General features: G+C 69.1%; 15 protein-coding genes and 1 pseudogene. 6 read left to right on the plus strand and 10 right to left on the minus strand.

All coding sequences use genetic code 11. The features are described 5' to 3' along the window. Positions 1–127: 127 nt before the first annotated feature. The 5 genes and pseudogenes from MJQ72_RS32980 to MJQ72_RS33000 form a co-directional block, all read left to right on the plus strand. Positions 128–1,024, plus strand: a pseudogene (locus MJQ72_RS32980) (substrate-binding domain-containing protein); the annotation flags it as partial. Positions 1,025–1,172: 148 nt separating this feature from the next. Beyond that, complete coding sequence (locus MJQ72_RS32985) at positions 1,173–2,705, plus strand: sugar ABC transporter ATP-binding protein (RefSeq protein ID WP_240594924.1); 1,533 nt, start codon at positions 1,173–1,175, stop codon at positions 2,703–2,705. Beyond that, positions 2,702–3,700: an ABC transporter permease gene (locus MJQ72_RS32990; protein WP_240601479.1), complete on the plus strand. Its 999-nt coding sequence runs from the start codon at positions 2,702–2,704 to the stop codon at positions 3,698–3,700. Before MJQ72_RS32985 ends, MJQ72_RS32990 begins: the two co-directional genes overlap by 4 nt. Next, a complete protein-coding gene (locus MJQ72_RS32995; protein ID WP_240594925.1) occupies positions 3,697–4,347 on the plus strand; it encodes a FadR/GntR family transcriptional regulator in 651 nt (216 codons plus the stop codon). The genes MJQ72_RS32990 and MJQ72_RS32995 overlap by 4 nt, the downstream gene beginning before the upstream one ends. Next, entirely contained in the window at positions 4,344–4,763 is a 420-nt protein-coding gene (locus tag MJQ72_RS33000; RefSeq protein WP_240594927.1) for a hypothetical protein, read from the plus strand. The genes MJQ72_RS32995 and MJQ72_RS33000 overlap by 4 nt, the downstream gene beginning before the upstream one ends. A 122-nt stretch (positions 4,764–4,885) precedes the next feature. Here MJQ72_RS33000 and MJQ72_RS33005 read toward each other — a convergent pair whose 3' ends face one another. From MJQ72_RS33005 to MJQ72_RS33030, 6 genes are all read right to left on the minus strand, one after another. After that, positions 4,886–6,202 (minus strand): DNA polymerase IV, encoded by a 1,317-nt coding sequence (locus MJQ72_RS33005; protein WP_240594928.1) that lies wholly within the window; start codon positions 6,200–6,202, stop codon positions 4,886–4,888. After that, positions 6,189–6,512, minus strand: coding sequence for a transcriptional regulator (locus MJQ72_RS33010; RefSeq protein ID WP_016332004.1), 324 nt, complete (start codon positions 6,510–6,512; stop codon positions 6,189–6,191). Before MJQ72_RS33010 ends, MJQ72_RS33005 begins: the two co-directional genes overlap by 14 nt. After that, positions 6,509–7,138 carry a hypothetical protein gene (locus MJQ72_RS33015; RefSeq protein ID WP_240594929.1) on the minus strand — a complete coding sequence of 210 codons (630 nt, stop codon included), beginning with the start codon at positions 7,136–7,138 and terminating at the stop codon, positions 6,509–6,511. The genes MJQ72_RS33010 and MJQ72_RS33015 overlap by 4 nt, the downstream gene beginning before the upstream one ends. A 20-nt stretch (positions 7,139–7,158) precedes the next feature. Then, entirely contained in the window at positions 7,159–7,890 is a 732-nt protein-coding gene (locus tag MJQ72_RS33020) for an ABC transporter permease (RefSeq protein WP_240594931.1), read from the minus strand. Next, a complete protein-coding gene (locus tag MJQ72_RS33025; RefSeq protein ID WP_240594932.1) occupies positions 7,887–8,789 on the minus strand; it encodes an ABC transporter ATP-binding protein in 903 nt (300 codons plus the stop codon). Before MJQ72_RS33025 ends, MJQ72_RS33020 begins: the two co-directional genes overlap by 4 nt. Before the next feature lie 143 nt (positions 8,790–8,932). After that, positions 8,933–10,489, minus strand: coding sequence for an alpha/beta hydrolase (locus MJQ72_RS33030; protein WP_240594934.1), 1,557 nt, complete (start codon positions 10,487–10,489; stop codon positions 8,933–8,935). A gap of 290 nt (positions 10,490–10,779) precedes the next feature. Here MJQ72_RS33030 and MJQ72_RS33035 point away from each other — a divergent pair, with 290 nt between their 5' ends. Beyond that, positions 10,780–11,952 carry a macrolide family glycosyltransferase gene (locus MJQ72_RS33035; protein ID WP_240594935.1) on the plus strand — a complete coding sequence of 391 codons (1,173 nt, stop codon included), beginning with the start codon at positions 10,780–10,782 and terminating at the stop codon, positions 11,950–11,952. A 54-nt stretch (positions 11,953–12,006) separates the two neighbouring features. Here the strand turns inward: MJQ72_RS33035 and MJQ72_RS33040 are convergent, their stop codons facing one another. Genes MJQ72_RS33040 through MJQ72_RS33055 form a run of 4 tightly spaced genes read right to left on the minus strand, consistent with a single transcriptional unit; the run spans position 12,007 to position 16,357 of the window. Next, positions 12,007–13,731, minus strand: coding sequence for an aminotransferase class V-fold PLP-dependent enzyme (locus MJQ72_RS33040; protein WP_240594937.1), 1,725 nt, complete (start codon positions 13,729–13,731; stop codon positions 12,007–12,009). Next, a complete protein-coding gene (locus tag MJQ72_RS33045; protein ID WP_315860774.1) occupies positions 13,728–14,495 on the minus strand; it encodes an amino acid ABC transporter ATP-binding protein in 768 nt (255 codons plus the stop codon). Before MJQ72_RS33045 ends, MJQ72_RS33040 begins: the two co-directional genes overlap by 4 nt. Next, a complete protein-coding gene (locus MJQ72_RS33050; RefSeq protein ID WP_240594938.1) occupies positions 14,488–15,402 on the minus strand; it encodes an amino acid ABC transporter permease in 915 nt (304 codons plus the stop codon). The genes MJQ72_RS33045 and MJQ72_RS33050 overlap by 8 nt, the downstream gene beginning before the upstream one ends. Further along, positions 15,389–16,357, minus strand: a complete 969-nt coding sequence (locus MJQ72_RS33055; protein ID WP_038518006.1) for an ABC transporter substrate-binding protein — start codon at positions 16,355–16,357, stop codon at positions 15,389–15,391. The genes MJQ72_RS33050 and MJQ72_RS33055 overlap by 14 nt, the downstream gene beginning before the upstream one ends. Positions 16,358–16,525: the final 168 nt, after the last annotated feature.

A 16,525-nucleotide genomic window follows, 5' to 3' on the forward strand; every position in this document is an offset into this window, starting at 1 on the left:
CTCGCGTTCCTGACCGGCGATTAGTGCGACCAGAGCCGATGATCGTGACCGGATCGCGCCTTGACGTCGCGAAGAAGTGTGTTTAGTAATACAAGTCACACTCTTCCGCTGCGCACTGGGAGCATCGATGTCCACAGCTTCGCACAGGTCCCTACCCTGGCGCATTGTTGGTTCTTGTTTGATTGCCGGTGTCGTAGTGGCCGGCTGCTCGCCCGGAAAGGAGGCCGCCGCTCCTCAGCAGCAGGCGCCCGCGAGCGGCAAGATCACCCTGTTCTACCTGCAGAAACAGGGCGACCAGCAGTACTTCGTCGAGCAGGCGCAGGGAGCACAGGAGAAGGCGAAGGAACTCGGCGTCGAACTCAAGGTCGTCAACCTCGGGCAGGACGCCAACAAGGCGATCACCGAACTCGACGCCGCGGTCGCCCAGGGCGCCAACGGCATCGCGATCGTCGTCCCGGACCAGGCCATCGGCCCGCAGGTGCTCGACAAGGCGAAGAGCGCGGGCATCCCGATCATCGCCTCCGACGACGTGATCAAGGACGGCGCCGGGACGAAGTCGCCGTTCGTGGGCTTCAACGGCTCCCAGATGGGCGATTCGGTCGGCAAGGAGGCCGCGAAGCTGTTCAAGGCGGCGGGCTGGACCGCCGCGGACACCAAGATCATCAGCGCCTACAAGCAGGATCTGACGGTCTGCTCGGACCGGGTCACCGCCGCGAAGGCCGCCTTCGACAAGGAGGCAGGCGCGCAGGTGCCGGTGATCGAGGTCGGCACCGACAACACCCCGGTCGACGCGCAGAACCGCACCGGCGCGGTGATCGGCTCGAATCCGGGCGTCAAGCACTGGGTGGTGTGGGGCTGCAACGACGAGAACGAGACCGGCGCCGTCACCGCGCTCGCGAACTCCGGCGTGCCCGCGGCCGACATCATCGGCGTCGGCCTCGGCGCGTATCTGACCTGCAAGGACTGGGCCGCGGGCAAGGACACCGGCAACAAGTCGGCGCTGTTCATCTCCGGCGCCGAGGTCGGCCGCACGGCGATCCAGCTGCTCGTGGACAAGGTGAAGAACGCCAAGGAGCTGCCCCGGAGACGATCGCGAAGACCCAGATCGTCACCAAGGACAACTACAAGCAGGCCGGCGTCAACTGCATCTGACCCCGCGTGGAGGCGGTTCCATGGCCCTATCCGAACCCGCGGCGGTGCTGACCGCCGAAGGGATCAGCAAACGGTTCTCCGGGGTGACCGCGCTCGACGGCGTCACCCTGGACTTCCGGCCCGGCGAGATCCTCGCGCTGATGGGCGAGAACGGAGCCGGCAAGTCCACCCTGCTCCGGGTGCTCTCCGGCGACCACGGTCCCGACGACGGGCACCTGCTGATCGACGGCGCTCCCGTGACGTTCGACAGCCCGCGGGCCGCGATGGCCGCCGGGATCCGGGTGATCTATCAGGAGCCGGAGATCATCCCGCACGTTTCGGTGGCGGAGAACGTCTTCGTCGGCGAGCTGCCCGCGCGGGGACGGCTGGTCAACCGCCGGACCCTGCATCGGATGACACAGGAAGCGTTGCGGGAGTATGGATTCGAGGGCGTGCTGCGGCCGGAGACGCTCGGGAGCAGGCTCTCGCCCGCGCAACGGCAGCTGGTCGAGATCCTGCGGGTGCTCACCGCCGCGTCGCCGCCGAAGGTGATCGCGTTCGACGAGCCGACGTCGTCGCTGTCCGAGCACGAGGTCGACGCGTTGTTCGCGCTGATCCGGCGGCTGCGCGGCAGCGGGGTGGCGGTCGTCTACGTCTCCCACCGGATGAAGGAGATCTTCCAGCTCGCCGACCGGGTCGCCGTGCTGCGCGACGGCAGCCTGATCGGCGTCGAGGACGCCGCCTCCACCGACGAGAACCGCTTGGTGCGCATGATGATCGGCCGCGATCTGTCCACTTTGGAGCGACGGGCCACACAGGAGACCGGCCGGGTGGTGCTACGGCTCGACCGGGTCAGCACCGACGACGTCACCGACATCTCGCTCCAGGTCCGTGCCGGCGAGGTCGTCTGTCTCGCCGGGCTGGTCGGCGCCGGGCGTTCGGAACTCGCGCACGCGATCGTCGGCGATCTGCCGGTGCGCTCGGGAACCGTCGAACTCGACGGGAAGCCGTTGCGTGCCCGCACTCCCGGCGACGCGGTGAAGGCGGGGATCGGGTTCGCGCCGGAGGAACGCAAGACCGACGCGTTGCTGATGCAGCGATCCGTGCGGGACAACGTCTCCATCGCCGTCCTGGACCGGCTGCGCCGGTTCCGGGTGGTGCGGCGGGCCAAGGAACGCGAACTCGTCGCCGAATACGTACGCGAACTGCGCGTGCGGACGCCGTCGATGGAGCAGGAGGTCCGCAAGCTCTCCGGCGGCAACCAGCAGAAGACGGTGCTCGCGCGCTGGCTCGCGCGGCGCCCGAAGCTGCTGATCCTCGACGAGCCCACCCGCGGTGTCGACGTCGGCGCGAAGGCCGAGATCTACCGGATCATCGACGGTCTCGCCGCCGAAGGCATCGCGCTGCTGGTGATCTCGTCGGATCTGCCCGAGGTGCTGAGCCTCGCCGACCGGATCGTCGTGCTGCGCGCAGGCCGGGTCGCCGGCGCGCTCGACCGCGACGACGCGACCGAAGAAGCCGTGCTGACCCTGGCCATCCCCGAAACCGAAGACACCGAGGAGATCGCCTCGTGACCACCATCGCCCACCCGGTGTCCCCGTTCCGCCGGACGGTGACCGCGATCGGCGTGCAGAACTCGAGCCTGCTGCTCACCCTGATCGCGCTGGTGATCCTGATGAGCTCGCTCAACGAGAACTTCTTCCGCACCAACAACCTGCTGCTGATCGGCAGCGCGATCACCATCATGGGCCTGCTGTCGCTGGTGCAGACACTGGTGATCATCCTCGGGGCGCTGGACATCTCGGTCGGCTCGATGGCCGGGCTCGCGTCGGTGGTGTCGGCGATGGTGTTCACCTCTACCGGGAGTTCCGCGGTCGGCACCCTCGCGGCGATCGGTGTCGGCGTGGTGTGCGGCCTGATCAACGGCATGATCATCATCTTCGGCCGGGTGAACCCGGTGGTCGCGACGCTGGCGATGCTGGCGACGTACAAAGGCGTCGCGCAGGTGATCTCGGACGGCAAGGCGCAGGGCTACACCGGCGCGGACGACCTGTTCATCTTCCTCGCCAAGGGCTCGATCGCGGGGCTGCCGACCCTGGTGTGGGTGTTCCTGCTCGTCGCGGCGGTGCTGCATTTCCTGTTGCGCTACACCGACATCGGCCGCAACATCTACGCCATCGGCGGCAACGACACCGCCGCGCGCCTGGCCGGGATCAACATCAACCGTTACATCATCGGCGTCTACGCGCTGGTCGGCGTCGTCGCGGCGATCGCGGGGCTGCTGATCACCGCGCGCACCGGCTCCGGGCAGCCCACGTCCGGCTCCGAGGGGCTCGAACTGCTCGCCGTCACCGGCGCCGCGCTCGGCGGCACGATGCTCAAGGGCGGCAAGGGATCCATCGTCAGCACCGTGCTGGCGGTGATCATCCTGGGCGTGCTCAACAACGGGATGTCCGGGCTCGGCGTCAACCCCTTCTGGCAGAACATGGCCACCGGGACGCTGCTCGTCGTCGCCGTCGTGCTCCAGCAGGTCCGCGGCGGGGAGCGCCGGGTCGGCCTGCCCGGATGACCCGGCATGCCCGGATCGTCGACGAGCTGGGCAGGCTGATCGTTTCCGGTGCCTTCGGGGCGGGGCGGCCGATCGTCCCCGAAGACATCGGCCGCCGGTTCTCCGCGTCACGCACCGTGGTGCGGGAAGCGTTGCGGGTGCTGGAAGCCAAGGGCATGGTCGTGGCGCGGCCGCGGGTCGGCACCTGGACGCGGCCGCCGGAGCACTGGGACGCGATCGATCCGGACGTCATCGCCTGGCGGGCCGGCGGCCCCGAACGCGTCCGGCAGCTGGCGGACCTGCGCGAACTGCGGCGGGCGATCGAACCGCAGGCCGCGGGAATGGCGGCGTGGCATCGCCGCCCGGACGAACTCGCGGTCCTCGTCGCGGCGCACGGGTTGCTGGAGGACGCCGCCGACGTCCGGGCTTTCCGTGAGGCCGACCGCGCCTTCCACACGGCCCTGCTCCGCGCGTCCGGCAATCCCTTGATCGCGCGCTTGCACGTGCCGGTCGTCGCGGCGCTGGACGAGGTTCCCGGCGACGGCGTGCGGTCCGCGCATTCGCTGGTCCTGGCGGCGGTGCTCGGGAAGGACGCCGACGAGGCGGAATCGGCGACGCGGCGCTTGCTGGACATCGTGGCGCCCGATCGCCGAGTATCGCTGCCATGACCGCGTACTCCAGGCTGGGCCTGATCGGTTTCGTCGTCGTGACGTTCTGGGTGACCGCCGCCTGCGGTTCGTCGCCCGACAGAACGACGGCGGACGGCACGGCCGGGGCGATCGCGAACGCGATGACCGACGGCGACAACCCCGCCCTGCTGGCGTTGACCTGCCCGCGCACCCCGGACAAACCGGCCGCTCCCGATGAGCTGGTCTCCGGCGAAACACCGGTCACCGTCGGCACTGTGGACCAGAAAGGGCAGGCCGCCATGGCCGTCCTGAACGACCAGCGGAACGAGAAACGCTCGTACGGCGCGTTTCTGGTGCAAGGCGACGACGGGAACTGGTGCATCTTCGGTTTCCGCAACTGCCCGCGCGAGGTCAAGGTGACGAGCGTGAACTTCGTGACGGTCTGCCGCACCTGATCTCGCGTGCGCAACGGCGTAACTCGCGTGCTTAGAGACGTAACTCGCGTGCTTGAAGGCCGCACATGTGAGTTACGCCTTCAAGCACGCGAGTTACGTCTTCAAGCGCCCGAGTTACGCTTTCAAGCCAGGCAGTCGCCGGGTTCTCCCCGGCGCAGCGCCGGATCCTCCTGCGGGAACGTTCGCGCCACGCCCGGCCCGCTGGATCGCGTCTCGAAGCGGACGGTCACCCGGCCGTGTCCGGCGCCCTGTACCCAGCCGGTGCCGAACTCGTCGTGCACGACGTCGTCCCCTGGCCGCCAGCTCGACGAGACCACGGGCGCCGGCGCGGGTGCCCGCTCGATCACCGGCACGTCCGAAACCGGAACGGAAAGCGTGAACAGCGGATCCTGATGCGGCACCGAAAGCCCGGACAACGCGACACCGGCCAGCCGCACGCCGCCGAATTCCGCCGGGTCGATCAGCAGCCGTTCCGCCATCGCGGCGAGCTGGTCGAATTCGTCGGTGGGCGAAGCCATCGTCTCCGAACGGGTCACCGTGCTGAAATCGGTGTGCCGCAGCTTCACCACCACCGTCCGCGCGACCCGGCCGGCGTTGACGAGCCGCCGGTGCGCGTGCACGGCGAGGTCGCGGACCTCGCGCCGCAGGCTCGGCAGGTCGATCAGATCCCGGTCGAACGTCGTCTCCGCGCTGACCTGCTTGAGCTCCGCGCGGTCGGATACCGGCCGGTCGTCGACGCCGGTCGCCAGCCGACGCAGGTCCCGCCCGACCACACTGCCCAAAGTGGACACCGCGTCGGCGTCGGAGAGCGCGGTCAGCTGCCCGAGTGTCCGGACGCCGATCGCCCGCAGTTTCCCCTCCGCCACCGGGCCGATCCCCCACAGCACCCTGGTCGGCAGCGGAGCGAGGAAGTCGCGTTCGGTGCCCTGGTCGACGACGAGCAGCCCGTCCGGTTTCGCCAGATCCGAAGCGACCTTCGCGACCTGTTTCCCCGACGCCGCCCCGATCGACGCGACCAGGCCGACGTCGGAGCGGATGTGCTCCCGCAGGCGGGCACCGAATTCCCGCACCTCGTCCGACGACGCCCCGGCCAGTGACGGCGGCTCCGCGAAGGCCTCGTCGAGGGAGATCCGTTCCAGCACGGGCGCGTAGGTGGCGACGAGGTCGAACACCCGGGTGCTCAGCAGTTCGTACAGTTTGAACCGCGGCGGGAGGATGACCCCGTTGGGCGGCAGCAACCGACGGGCCTGCGACATCGGCATCGCCGATTTGATCCCGTGTTCCCGCGCCTGGTAACTCGCCCCGGCGACCACGCCGCGCGGGCCCGCGCCACCGACCAGTACCGGACGCTGCGCCAGTGTCGGCCGGGTCAGCTGTTCACAGGAGGCGTAGAACGCGTCCATGTCGAGGTGGATGACCCACCGGTCATGCCCGCCCATCGCCCGGCACCTCGAGAAGACGGTGCAGGGCCTTCGTGTACTCCTCGAACGCGGCGCGGCCACGCGTGGTCAGCTCGACCAGCGTCACCGGCGTGCGATGTTCGAAGGCCTTGGTGATCCCGACGTAGCCGGCGTCCTCGAGTTTGCGCAGATGCGTCGACAGGTTGCCCGGCGTCATGTCCAGCAGTTGCTGCAACCGCGGGAAGGTGATGCTGTCCCCCGGTCCCAGGCTCGACAGGGCCACGGTGACCCGCAGCCGCGCCTGCGCGTGGATCACCGGATCGAGCTGGGGCAGCCCGTCCTCGCTCATCGCGCCCGCACCAGGAAGACCAGGGACGCCACCAGGAAGCCACCGCCGCCCGCGACGCTCAGCACGAGGAAGTTGTACGGTCCCCCGGCCAGCACGCTCGCCGCGCCGCACGCGATGATCCACACGCCGAGGCCGTACTGCAGCTTGCTCTGCCACAGCATTCCGCCGGCGAGGTACATCAGGCCGGTCAGCATGAGCGCGGTCCCGGACCACAGCAACGGGATCAGCTCGGCGTCGAGGCCGAGCCGGATCAGCGCGGTGTTCACCACCGTCAGCCCGCCGAACGCGATCATCCAGCTCCACCCGTACATCGCCCCGACGAGCCGGGACGGTCCTCGTACGCCACGGCTCGAGCGGATGCCGTAGATCGCGGAGTACGTCATGGCCCCGGCGAAGCCGACGACGGTGAGCACGGCGGCGGCCCACAGCGGCATCAGGGCGGTCGGCGGGGCGGAGACGTAGATCAGCCCGAAACCGAACAGCCACACCAGACCCCAGACGCCGAGCAGCACGGCCGGATTCGGCCCGATCTCGCGCCGGGTCCGCTCCGACTGCGTGGCGATGAGCGCGAGCGACTCCTCGGGCGTCATCGGCCGCTCGTCGCCGTCCCGTTCATCCTCCACCACCGGGGAAAACTAACACGGGTTCACAGTCTCGCCGTGTCGAGCCGGAACCTCGCCATCACCACGAGCGCGGGCACCACCAGCCACGCCGCGAGCACTCCGACGGCGGTCACCAGGCCCGTACCGCCGAGCACCGGCGCGCGGCCGATCTCGCCGAGCCAGTACGTCGGCATGAGGTGCCCGGCGGTGTTCATCCAGCCGGGCAGGACCTGCAGCGGGATCCACAGCCCGCCGAACATGCCCAGCGGCAGCATCAGCGCGCCGGTCACCGCTTGGACGGTGTCTCCCTTGCCGAACAGGCCGATCATCAGGCCCAGCACGGCGAAGGGCAGCGTCCCGAGCCACAGCGTGCCGAAGATCGTGAGCCACTGGCCGGTTTCGAGCCGGATGCCGCGGATCATCCCGGCCGCGAAGATCACCAGCAGGACGGGCAGGGCGACGAACAATCCGGCCGACACCTTGACCATCAGGTAGCCGGGCGCCCGCATCGGCGTCAGCCGCAGGGTGCGCTGCCAGCCGTCGGTGCGCTCGGTGGCGACGCGGGTGCCGGTGAACAGTGCGGCGGTCATGGCGCCGTACGCGGCCATGTTCACCATGGTCACCGTCGCGGTCGAGATACCCGGAGCGATCTCGCGGGCGCCGAAGATGCCGCCGAACAACAGGAACATCGCCAACGGCATGCCGATGGTGAACAACGCGAACTGCGGGCTGCGGACGATGCGCTTGATCTCCAGCGCCAGATAGTTCAGGTTCATCTCAAGGCTCCCTCAGCCGCATCGGCGGTGAGCGCGATGAAGGCTTCTTCCAGTCCCACAGCGGTGATTTCGATGTTCGCGGCGAGCGGGAACTCGCGCAGCAGGCCGCGGATGGCGGCGTCGGAGTCGGCACAGCTCAGTTCCGCGTGCCCGGCACGCAGCACGGCGCGCGAGACCCCGGGCAGCGCGGCGAGCGCGGCTTCGGTGGCTTCCGGGACGACGGCCCGCAGTACCCGTCCGGCGACCGCGGCCCGCACCTCGCCGACGGGACCGTCCGCGACGACACGGCCGTGCCGCATGAGCACGACGCGGTCCGCGTAATCCTCGGCCTCGGCGAGGTAATGCGTCGCGAAGAGGACCGTGCGGCCCGTCTCGGTGTACTCGCGCATGGACGCCCAGAACCGGCGCCGCCCGTCGACGTCCATGGCCGCGGTGGGTTCGTCGAGCACCAGCAGGTCCGGATCGCCGACCAGCGCGAGCGCGAACCGGACCCGCTGCTGCTCGCCGCCGGAGAGCTTGCCGCAGCGGCGGTTCGCGTACTCGGTGACGCCTGCCCGCGCGAGCACCTCGCGGACCGGCAGCGGATTCCGGTGCAACGAGGCGAACAGCCCGACGAGCTCGGCGACCGTGGCGTCCCTCAGCAGCGTCCCGTTCTGCGCCATCGCGCCGACCATCCCCCGATCCATCGCCTCGGCCGCGCCGAGCCCGGCGACCCGGACCTGCCCGGCGTCCGGCCTGCTGAGGCCCAGCAGCATGTCGATGGTGGTCGATTTGCCCGCGCCGTTCGGCCCGAGCAGCGCCACCACCTCCCCTGGCGCGACCCGCACACTGACGTCTTCGACGGCCAGGACGTCACCGAAGCGCTTGACCAGCCCTTCGAGGCTGAACGCGTCCGCCATGACTCTCCCCCTTCGAGCACTCTGAACTACAAAGCTCACTCGCACTTTGTAACACAAAGTCCCCTGTCGTGGAAACCCCAGAAGTCCGTGAAGGCCTCCTTGAGGGACTCTGGGTCCCTCAAGGAGGCCTTCACGGACTTGGGTTAGGCGGGCACCCGGGAGAGTGCCGCGTCGGGGGCCGAAGCGGGTGCCGGAGGCGGCACCGGGAGCGGCAGCGGCGCGCATTCGACGTCGGCCGTACGCCCCGGCTTGCGGTCGGGCAGTGCCCCGGTCGCCAGGTAGTCGGCGATCCGGTTGTCGACGCAGGCGTTTCCGCGCGGGGTGATGGCGTGGCTCGTGCCGCCCGGCTCACCGATCAGGCGAGCGCCGGGGAACCGGCTACGAACTTCGAGGCTGCCCTCGTACGGCGTCGCCGCGTCGAGCGTCTCGCCGATCATCAGCACACTCGGCACCTTCGAGCCGTCGACCTTCACCGGCTTGGCGGGCTTCGCCGGCCAGTACAGGCAGGGCGCGTTGAACCAGGCGTTCTGCCACGTGAAGTACGGCGCCTTCTCATAGGTGCGCCAGTTGTCGCGCTTCCACTGCTGCCAGCTCGGCGGCCACTTCACGTCGGTGCACTGGACGGCGAGGTAGACGGCGTACCCGTTGTCGTCACCGCGGCCGCCGAAGGCCTCGAACAGCCCCTTCATCGTCTGCCAGTCGCCCTTGTTGACGAACTTCGCGAGCGCGTCGCCGAGCAGCGTCCAGCGCAGCTGGTAGTACGACGCCTGCTGGAAGACGTCGAGGAGCTCGTCCGGCCCGATGAAACCGCCCGCCGGGACGGCGGCCACCTTCTTCAGCTGCTCGTCGAACACCTGCTTCACCGCGGCCTGCGTCTTGCCGAGGTGGTAGACGCCGTCGTGCTGGGCGACCCAGCCGAACCAGATGTTCAGGTTGACGTCGAAGGCCACGTCCTGATTGAGGTTCGCCTGGTACCAGACGTTGCGGGGGTCCACAGTGGAATCGAGGACCATCCGCCGGACGTGCTGCGGGAACAGCGTCCCGTAGACCTGGCCGAGATAGGTGCCGTAGGAGTACCCGTAGAAGTTCAGCTTCTCGACGCGAAGCGCCTTGCGGATACTTTCCATGTCCTTGACCGTGTCGGTCGTCTTGATGTTCTCCAGCAGCGCGCGGCTGTTCTTCTCCGCGCACGCGTCGGCGTAGGACTTCGAGCGCTGCAGCCAGGTCTTCTCCAGCTGCCGCGTCGTCGGCACGTAGTTCGGCCGGTTGTAGTCCATGTAGTCCGGGATGCACGAAAGCGCGGGCTTGCTGGAGCCGACGCCGCGCGGGTCGAAGCCGACCCAGTCGTAGGCGTCGCCAGCGTGGTTCGGCACGCGAGTGCCGCGGGTGGCCAGCAGCAGCCCGGAACCACCGGGGCCGCCGGGGTTGGTGAGCATGACGCCCTGATACTGCGCCTCGGGCGTCTTGTGCTTGACGCGGCTGAGCGCGAGCTGGATCTTCTCGCCGCGCGGCCGCGAATAGTCCAGCGGAACGGACAGGTAACCGCATTCGGCGCCGGCGTTGATCAACGTCGGGTCGGTGCACGCTCCCCAGGTGATCGTCTCGACGGGCTGTGCCGCCTCCGCCGCGCCCGCGGGCGCGGTCACCGCGACCGAGGCGAGCGTGGCCGCGGTCAGCGCGGTGATGAGAACACGTCTCAAGGTTTCTCCCTTTCCCTCCAAAGGTGAAAGCCCCGAAACCCTATCCACGTCCATGACCTGCGGAAGCCTTCCGGCGAAGGTCCCTACCAACGGCGGGTCCCGATCGCGGCAAACCGGGCAACCGGTTAATCGGTTGGGAGGCCGCGCTGGACTCGCTACGCTGTCGATCATGATCTGCCGCATCCGCATGCGCACCGCCTGAGACGGCGTGACCGCAGGGCCGCCCGCGATCGAGTGGCCCCTCTTCTGCGCGCCGTCTGACGTCCCTTCACGGATCCGGACAGGACATCATGCAGAACCAGCACATCGCCATGATCGGCTCCACCGCGCCGAGTCATATCTATCCCTCGCTGGCGATCATCCGTGAGCTGGTCGCTCGCGGGCACCGGGTCAGCTACGCCGTGGGCGAGCCGCTCACCGGGTTGATCGAACCGACCGGGGCCGAGGTCGTCCCGCACCCTTCGATCCTCCCGCTCGGCGATCAGTCGGCGTGGCCGGAGGATCCGGCGTCGCAGATGCGGGTCTTCCTCGACGAAGGCATCCAGGCGATGCCGGTGCTCACCGATTTCTACGACGAGAACCGCCCGGACCTGCTGCTGTACGACATCGGCGGGCTCCCGGCGCCGCTGCTGGCCAGGCGTTACGGCGTTCCGGCGGTGCAGCTTTCCCCGACGTACGTCGCCTGGGAAGGCTACGAAGAGGACATGGGCGAGATGCTGACCGCGATCCGGACCTCACCGTCCGGAAAGGACTATTCCGCCACTTTCACCCGCTGGCTGAACGAGAACGGTATCGAGGCCGACGCCTGGGACTGGATCTCCCATCCGCCGCAGGTGCTCGCGCTGCTGCCGAGGGCGATGCAGCCGAACGTCGAACGGGTGCCCTCGTCGGTCCGGTTCGTCGGCCCGGCGCTGGACCCGGAACGTCTCGCCGACCGGAGCTGGACCCCGCCGTCGAACGGCAGGAAGGTCCTGCTGATGTCGCTCGGCACGGCGTTCACCGACCAGCTCGACCTGTTCCGCGCCTGCGTGGACGGGTTCCGCGATTCGGTATGGCACGTCGTCATCTCGATCGGCCAGACCGATCCGGCCGAGCTCGGGCCGCTGCCGGACCACATCGAGGTCCATCGGTTCGTGCCGCAGCTCGCGGTGCTGGAGGCCGCGTCGGCGTTCATCACGCACGCCGGCATGGGCGGCAGCACGGAATCGCTGTGGTACGGCGTGCCGACCGTCGCGATCCCGCTGGCCACCGACGGCTTCGGCAACGCGGCGAAACTGGCCGAACTCGGCGTCGGTGAGCAGCTTGCGGCCGACGAGGTGACGGCCTCGACGCTGCGTGCCGCTGTCGAGCGAGTGGCCGGTTCGCCCTCGGTGGCCGCGCGGCTCGCCGAGGTGCGGGCCGAGACTCGCGGGAACGGCGGCATCGACAAGGCGGCGGATGCCGTGGAGTCCTTCCTCGCCTAACCCCTCGTGAGTGGTAAGGACGGTTAGAACCGTCCTTACCACTCACGAGACGAATCAGCCCCGGATCTCGTTCAGGTAGTTGTAGATCGTGTACCGCGTGACGTCGAGCTCCCCGGCGAGGTGGTCCACCGAGTCCTTGATGAGGAAGAACCCCGCCTCGTCCAGTTCCCGGACCACGGCCGCCTTGTGCCGTTTCTTCATCAGGTCCACCGGGATCCCGGCCTTCGCCACCGCGCGCCCGACCAGGAACCGCTGCAGGCTGTCGACGTCCGGCGGGAACGTCTCGGGTTCGTGCCCGTTGGCCTTCGGCGCGCCGTCGGACAGCCGGTTGACACACAGGCAGCCGATCGCGACCCCGTCGGCGTCCCGCAGGAACAGCGTCGACGACCGGATCGCGCGCCCGTCGGGACCGTGGGTCTCGTAGTTCGTCAGATCCTGCGTGGTGCCGCGGCGGACCAGGCCCAGCAGCAGATCCGTCATCGGCCCGCCGACCGTCCGGCCGGTGAGGTCCCCCGCGATGGCGACGATCGAGTCCGGCAGCCTGCTCAGGTCGTGCAGCAGGACCTCGTTGCCCGGCCCCAGCATCGCCGCGAGCGCGTGCACCGCCGGGACGAGCGCGGTGAGCAGATCGCCCGAGGCCGCGGATGCGACGACCGGCGTTTCGAAGACACGAGCCGGTTTCTTCAGCCGCTCCAACGCCGAACGCACCTGTTCCGCCGCGCTCGCCGGGGTGGACGCGTGCGGCGACAGCCGGACGTGTTCCGGCCGCACGGTCGCCGCGATCCCGGCGTTCGCCAGCGCGGAACCCACCTGTTCGGCCGCGTGCCCCGGCAGCGTGAAGGCGAGGATCCCGGCCCGCCGCTCGACGGCCGAAACCACTTCCCCGCCGGCGGATTTCACGACCTCTTCGAGCTCGCCGACCCGTTCGGCGATCCGCCCGGCGATGGCGCCGACGCCCGCTTCCTCGACCAGTTCCAGCGCGGCCGCGAACGCGCCCGAGGTGATCGGGCTCAGGTTCGAGATCGACCACGCGGCCGCGGTGTCGTCCGCCGGATGGATCTCGTCGTCGAACAGGCCGGGGTCGCGGGCACCGGTCCAGCCGGAGAGGATCGGCTCCATCCGCTCCAGCGCGCGATCGGACAGCACGGCGAAACCGGTTCCCCAGCCCGCCCGCAGCCACTTCTGCCCGCCGACGACGAGCACGTCCGCGACCTCCCACGGCGCCTCGGTCACGCCGAAGCCCTGGATCCCGTCGACCACGAGAAGCCGGTCCCCCACCACCTCGCGGATGGCCGCCAGGTCGGCGCGGTACCCGGTGCGGAAGTCGACCGCGCTCACGCTCACCAGCGACGTCTCCGGGGTCAGCGCCGCCTTGACCGCGTCCGCGGTGACGTTGCCCAGCGGCAGCCGTCGCACGGTCAGCCGTCCCGCCTGTTCCGCGCGGGCCCACGGATAGGTGTTGGCCGGGAACTCCGCCGCCGACACCAGTGCCTCGCCACCCGGCGCGTTGAACGCGGCCTGGAACAAGCCGAGACTGGTGTGCGGCAACAGCACCGTGTGGTCGGTGTCGCTGCCGGAAAGCCGCGCGGCGGCGGCCTTGGCCCTGGTCTCCTGCCGCATCAGGTCGTCCACAGTGGACGGACCGGCCTTCGTCGAGGCGTCGAGCAGGCTCGCCGTCGTGTCGAGCACGGCGTGCGACGGCGGGCCGAACCGGGCGAAGTCGAGGTACCCGGCCGGTTCGCCGAACTGCAGCAGGTACCGCGGCGAGATCCGCGTCATGCGAGGACCCTGGCCAGGAACTGCTTGGTCCGCTCGTGCTTCGGGGAGCTCAGGAGCTCCCCCGGCGGGCCGGTCTCGACGACCGTGCCGTCGGCCATGAACACCACCTCGTCCGCGGCCTCGGCCGCGAACCCCATTTCGTGCGTCACCACGACCATCGTCATCCCCTCCGCGGCCAAACTACCCATCACCGCCAGCACCTCGCCCACGAGTTCCGGATCCAGCGCCGACGTCGGCTCGTCGAACAGCATCAGCTTCGGTTTCATCGCGAGCGACCGCGCGATCGCGACCCGCTGCTGCTGCCCGCCCGAAAGTTGCGCCGGGTACGCGTCGGCGCGGTGCGCGAGACCGACCCTGTCGAGCAGGTCGAGCGCCTGCTCCCGGGCCTCCTCCAGGGGGACGCCGAGCACCCGCACCGGCCCCTCGACGACGTTCTGCAGCGCCGTCCGGTGGCCGAACAGGTTGAACCGCTGGAACACCATGCCGATGTCGCGCCGCTGCCGGGCGACCTCGCGTTCCTTCAGCTCGTACAGTTTGCCGTCGCGCAGCCGGAACCCGATCGGTTCGCCGTCGACCCAGACCTGCCCGGCGTCGATCGTCTCCAGATGGTTGACACAGCGCAGGAAGGTGCTCTTCCCCGCGCCGGACGGGCCGAGCAGGCAGACCACCTGTCCTTTGTGGACTTCGAGGTCGATCCCGCCCAGCACCTCGGTGTGGCCGTAGCTCTTGCGGACGCCGACGGCCTTGAGCAGTGGCTCAGACACGTTCACTCCTCACCAATGGCGCGGTGCGCAGGGCCTTGGCGGCGCGGGAGAACGCGCTCCGCGACCGGTCTTCGGAGTCGAAGGCGCGCTCCAGGTAGTGCTGTCCCACCCCGGCAACGGTCACCACGACCATGTACCAGACGGCGGCGGCCAGCAGGGTCTCCATCACCAGCAGGTTGTTGGACGAGATGTTGTTGGCGGCGTGGATCAGTTCGGTCACGCCGATCACCGACGCCATCGACGTCCCCTTGAGCATGTTGATGAAATCGTTGCCGGTCGGCGGGATGATCACCCGCATCGCCTGCGGCAGCACCACGCGGCGCAGGGTCGCGCCCGGCGACATCCCGATCGACTTCGCCGCCTCGGTCTGTCCACTGTCGACACTGTTCAGCCCGGCACGGACGATCTCCGCCATATACGCGCTTTCGTTGAGCGCCAAGCCGAGCAGCGCGGCGGTGAACGCGGTGATCAGCACGTTGGTCTGCTCGTGCAGCAGGTAGCCGCCGAACGGCAACGGGATCGAGATGAACTCGAAGACCAGCGCCAGGTTGTACCAGATCAGGATCTGCAGCAGCACCGGAAGCCCGCGGAACAGCCAGATGTAGCCCGCCGCGAACCAGCGCGCCACCGGATTCGCCGAGCGGCGCATCAATGCGATCACGATCCCGATGACGATCGCCGCCCCCTGCGCGATCACCGCGAGCAGCACGGTGTTGAGCAGGCCGACCGCCATCACGCGGTACCACAGGAACTCGGGGACCGAATCCCACTGGATCTGCGCGTTGCCGAGCGCGATCCCGAGCAGGATCAGCAGCACCAGGATGATCGCGGCGCTGATCCACCGGCCCCAGTGTTTGCGCCGGACGATCGGCAGCGGCTCTGCCACTGACCGATCAGCTTCCGCCATTGAGCTTCGCCTCCTTGAGCGCGCCCTGCTCGACGCCCCAGGCCTGGAGGATCTTGCCGTAGCCGCCGTCGGCGATCAGGGACTGCAGCGCCTTCTGGATCGACTCGGCGAGCGGCTTGTTCTCCTTGTTGACGCCGATCCCGTACGGTCCGCCGTTGATGGGCTCGCCGGGGACGACCTCGAAGAACTTGCCCTCGCCCGCGGTCCGGGAGATGTAGACCGCGCTGGGCAGGTCGTTGAGGATGGCGGCGACCCGGCCGGTGCGGAGCTGGTTTTGGTTCTGGGTGTCGGAATCGGTCGCGGTGACGGTCAGCGCGGGCTTGCCCGCCTGCGCGCACTTGCCGTTCTGCTCTTCGGCGAACTTCTGGTGGCTGGTTCCCTGCACCACCGCGACGTTCTTGCCGCACAACGTGTCCGGCCCGGAGATCTGGTCGGGGTTGCCCTTGCGGACCATGATCGTGATGCCGGACGAGAAGTAGTCGACGAAATCGATCTGCGCTTGCCGGGTCTTCGTGTCGTTCATCGCGGCCATCGTGAGGTCGACCCGGCCGGACTGGAGGCTCGTGATCAGCGAACCGAACGCCATGTCCTGGTGGTGCACGGTGACGCCCAGCTTCTTGCCGATGGCCTTGGCGAGGTCGACCTCGTAGCCGATCGGGGTCTTGCCGTCGGCGGCGTAGAAGTTGTTCGGCGCGGACTGGAGATTCGAGGCCAGGTGCAGCATCCCGGCCTGCGTGTACTTCGCGGGCAGGGTGCCGGCGACGGCGGCGTCCTTCTGGACGGACTCGATCAGCGCGGTCGTGTCCGGGATCGCGGCGGGCGCGCCCGGCGCCGCGGGCTCCTGGCCGCCGGCTCCGTCGGGCCCGCCTCCGCAGGCCGCGGTGACGAGCGCGGCAAGGCCGGTGAGCACGGCCAAGCGCCAGGTTCGGTTCAGGGTGAGCGGCGTCGACGGCATGACGGACCTCCACGGTGCCTCGGGTGGTCGCCGACGCTACAACTGCGTGTTGAAGAGGTCAACAGGCGGTTGAATTCTTGTCTTGCTGATGTCACGAAAGGGTCGTTCAGGACATTTTGTGTCCTGAACGACCCTTTCCTGGCAGTTCAGTGCGCGGTCACCGCCGCC

It is taken from the genome of Amycolatopsis sp. EV170708-02-1, assembly GCF_022479115.1.
GTDB lineage: Bacteria > Actinomycetota > Actinomycetes > Mycobacteriales > Pseudonocardiaceae > Amycolatopsis.

Excerpts from the sequence above, each read along its gene's own strand:
- MJQ72_RS33040 (WP_240594937.1), bottom strand. The coding sequence starts at position 13,731 with ATGACGCGGATCTCGCCGCGGTACCTGCTGCAGTTCGGCGAACCGGCC.
- MJQ72_RS33025 (WP_240594932.1), bottom strand. The coding sequence starts at position 8,789 with ATGGCGGACGCGTTCAGCCTCGAAGGGCTGGTCAAGCGCTTCGGTGAC.
- MJQ72_RS33000 (WP_240594927.1), top strand. The coding sequence starts at position 4,344 with ATGACCGCGTACTCCAGGCTGGGCCTGATCGGTTTCGTCGTCGTGACG.
- MJQ72_RS33010 (WP_016332004.1), bottom strand. The coding sequence starts at position 6,512 with ATGAGCGAGGACGGGCTGCCCCAGCTCGATCCGGTGATCCACGCGCAG.
- MJQ72_RS33050 (WP_240594938.1), bottom strand. The coding sequence starts at position 15,402 with ATGGCGGAAGCTGATCGGTCAGTGGCAGAGCCGCTGCCGATCGTCCGG.
- MJQ72_RS33055 (WP_038518006.1), bottom strand. The coding sequence starts at position 16,357 with ATGCCGTCGACGCCGCTCACCCTGAACCGAACCTGGCGCTTGGCCGTG.
- MJQ72_RS32995 (WP_240594925.1), top strand. The coding sequence starts at position 3,697 with ATGACCCGGCATGCCCGGATCGTCGACGAGCTGGGCAGGCTGATCGTT.
- MJQ72_RS33005 (WP_240594928.1), bottom strand. The coding sequence starts at position 6,202 with ATGGGCGGGCATGACCGGTGGGTCATCCACCTCGACATGGACGCGTTC.
- MJQ72_RS33020 (WP_240594931.1), bottom strand. The coding sequence starts at position 7,890 with ATGAACCTGAACTATCTGGCGCTGGAGATCAAGCGCATCGTCCGCAGC.
- MJQ72_RS32985 (WP_240594924.1), top strand. The coding sequence starts at position 1,173 with ATGGCCCTATCCGAACCCGCGGCGGTGCTGACCGCCGAAGGGATCAGC.
- MJQ72_RS33035 (WP_240594935.1), top strand. The coding sequence starts at position 10,780 with ATGCAGAACCAGCACATCGCCATGATCGGCTCCACCGCGCCGAGTCAT.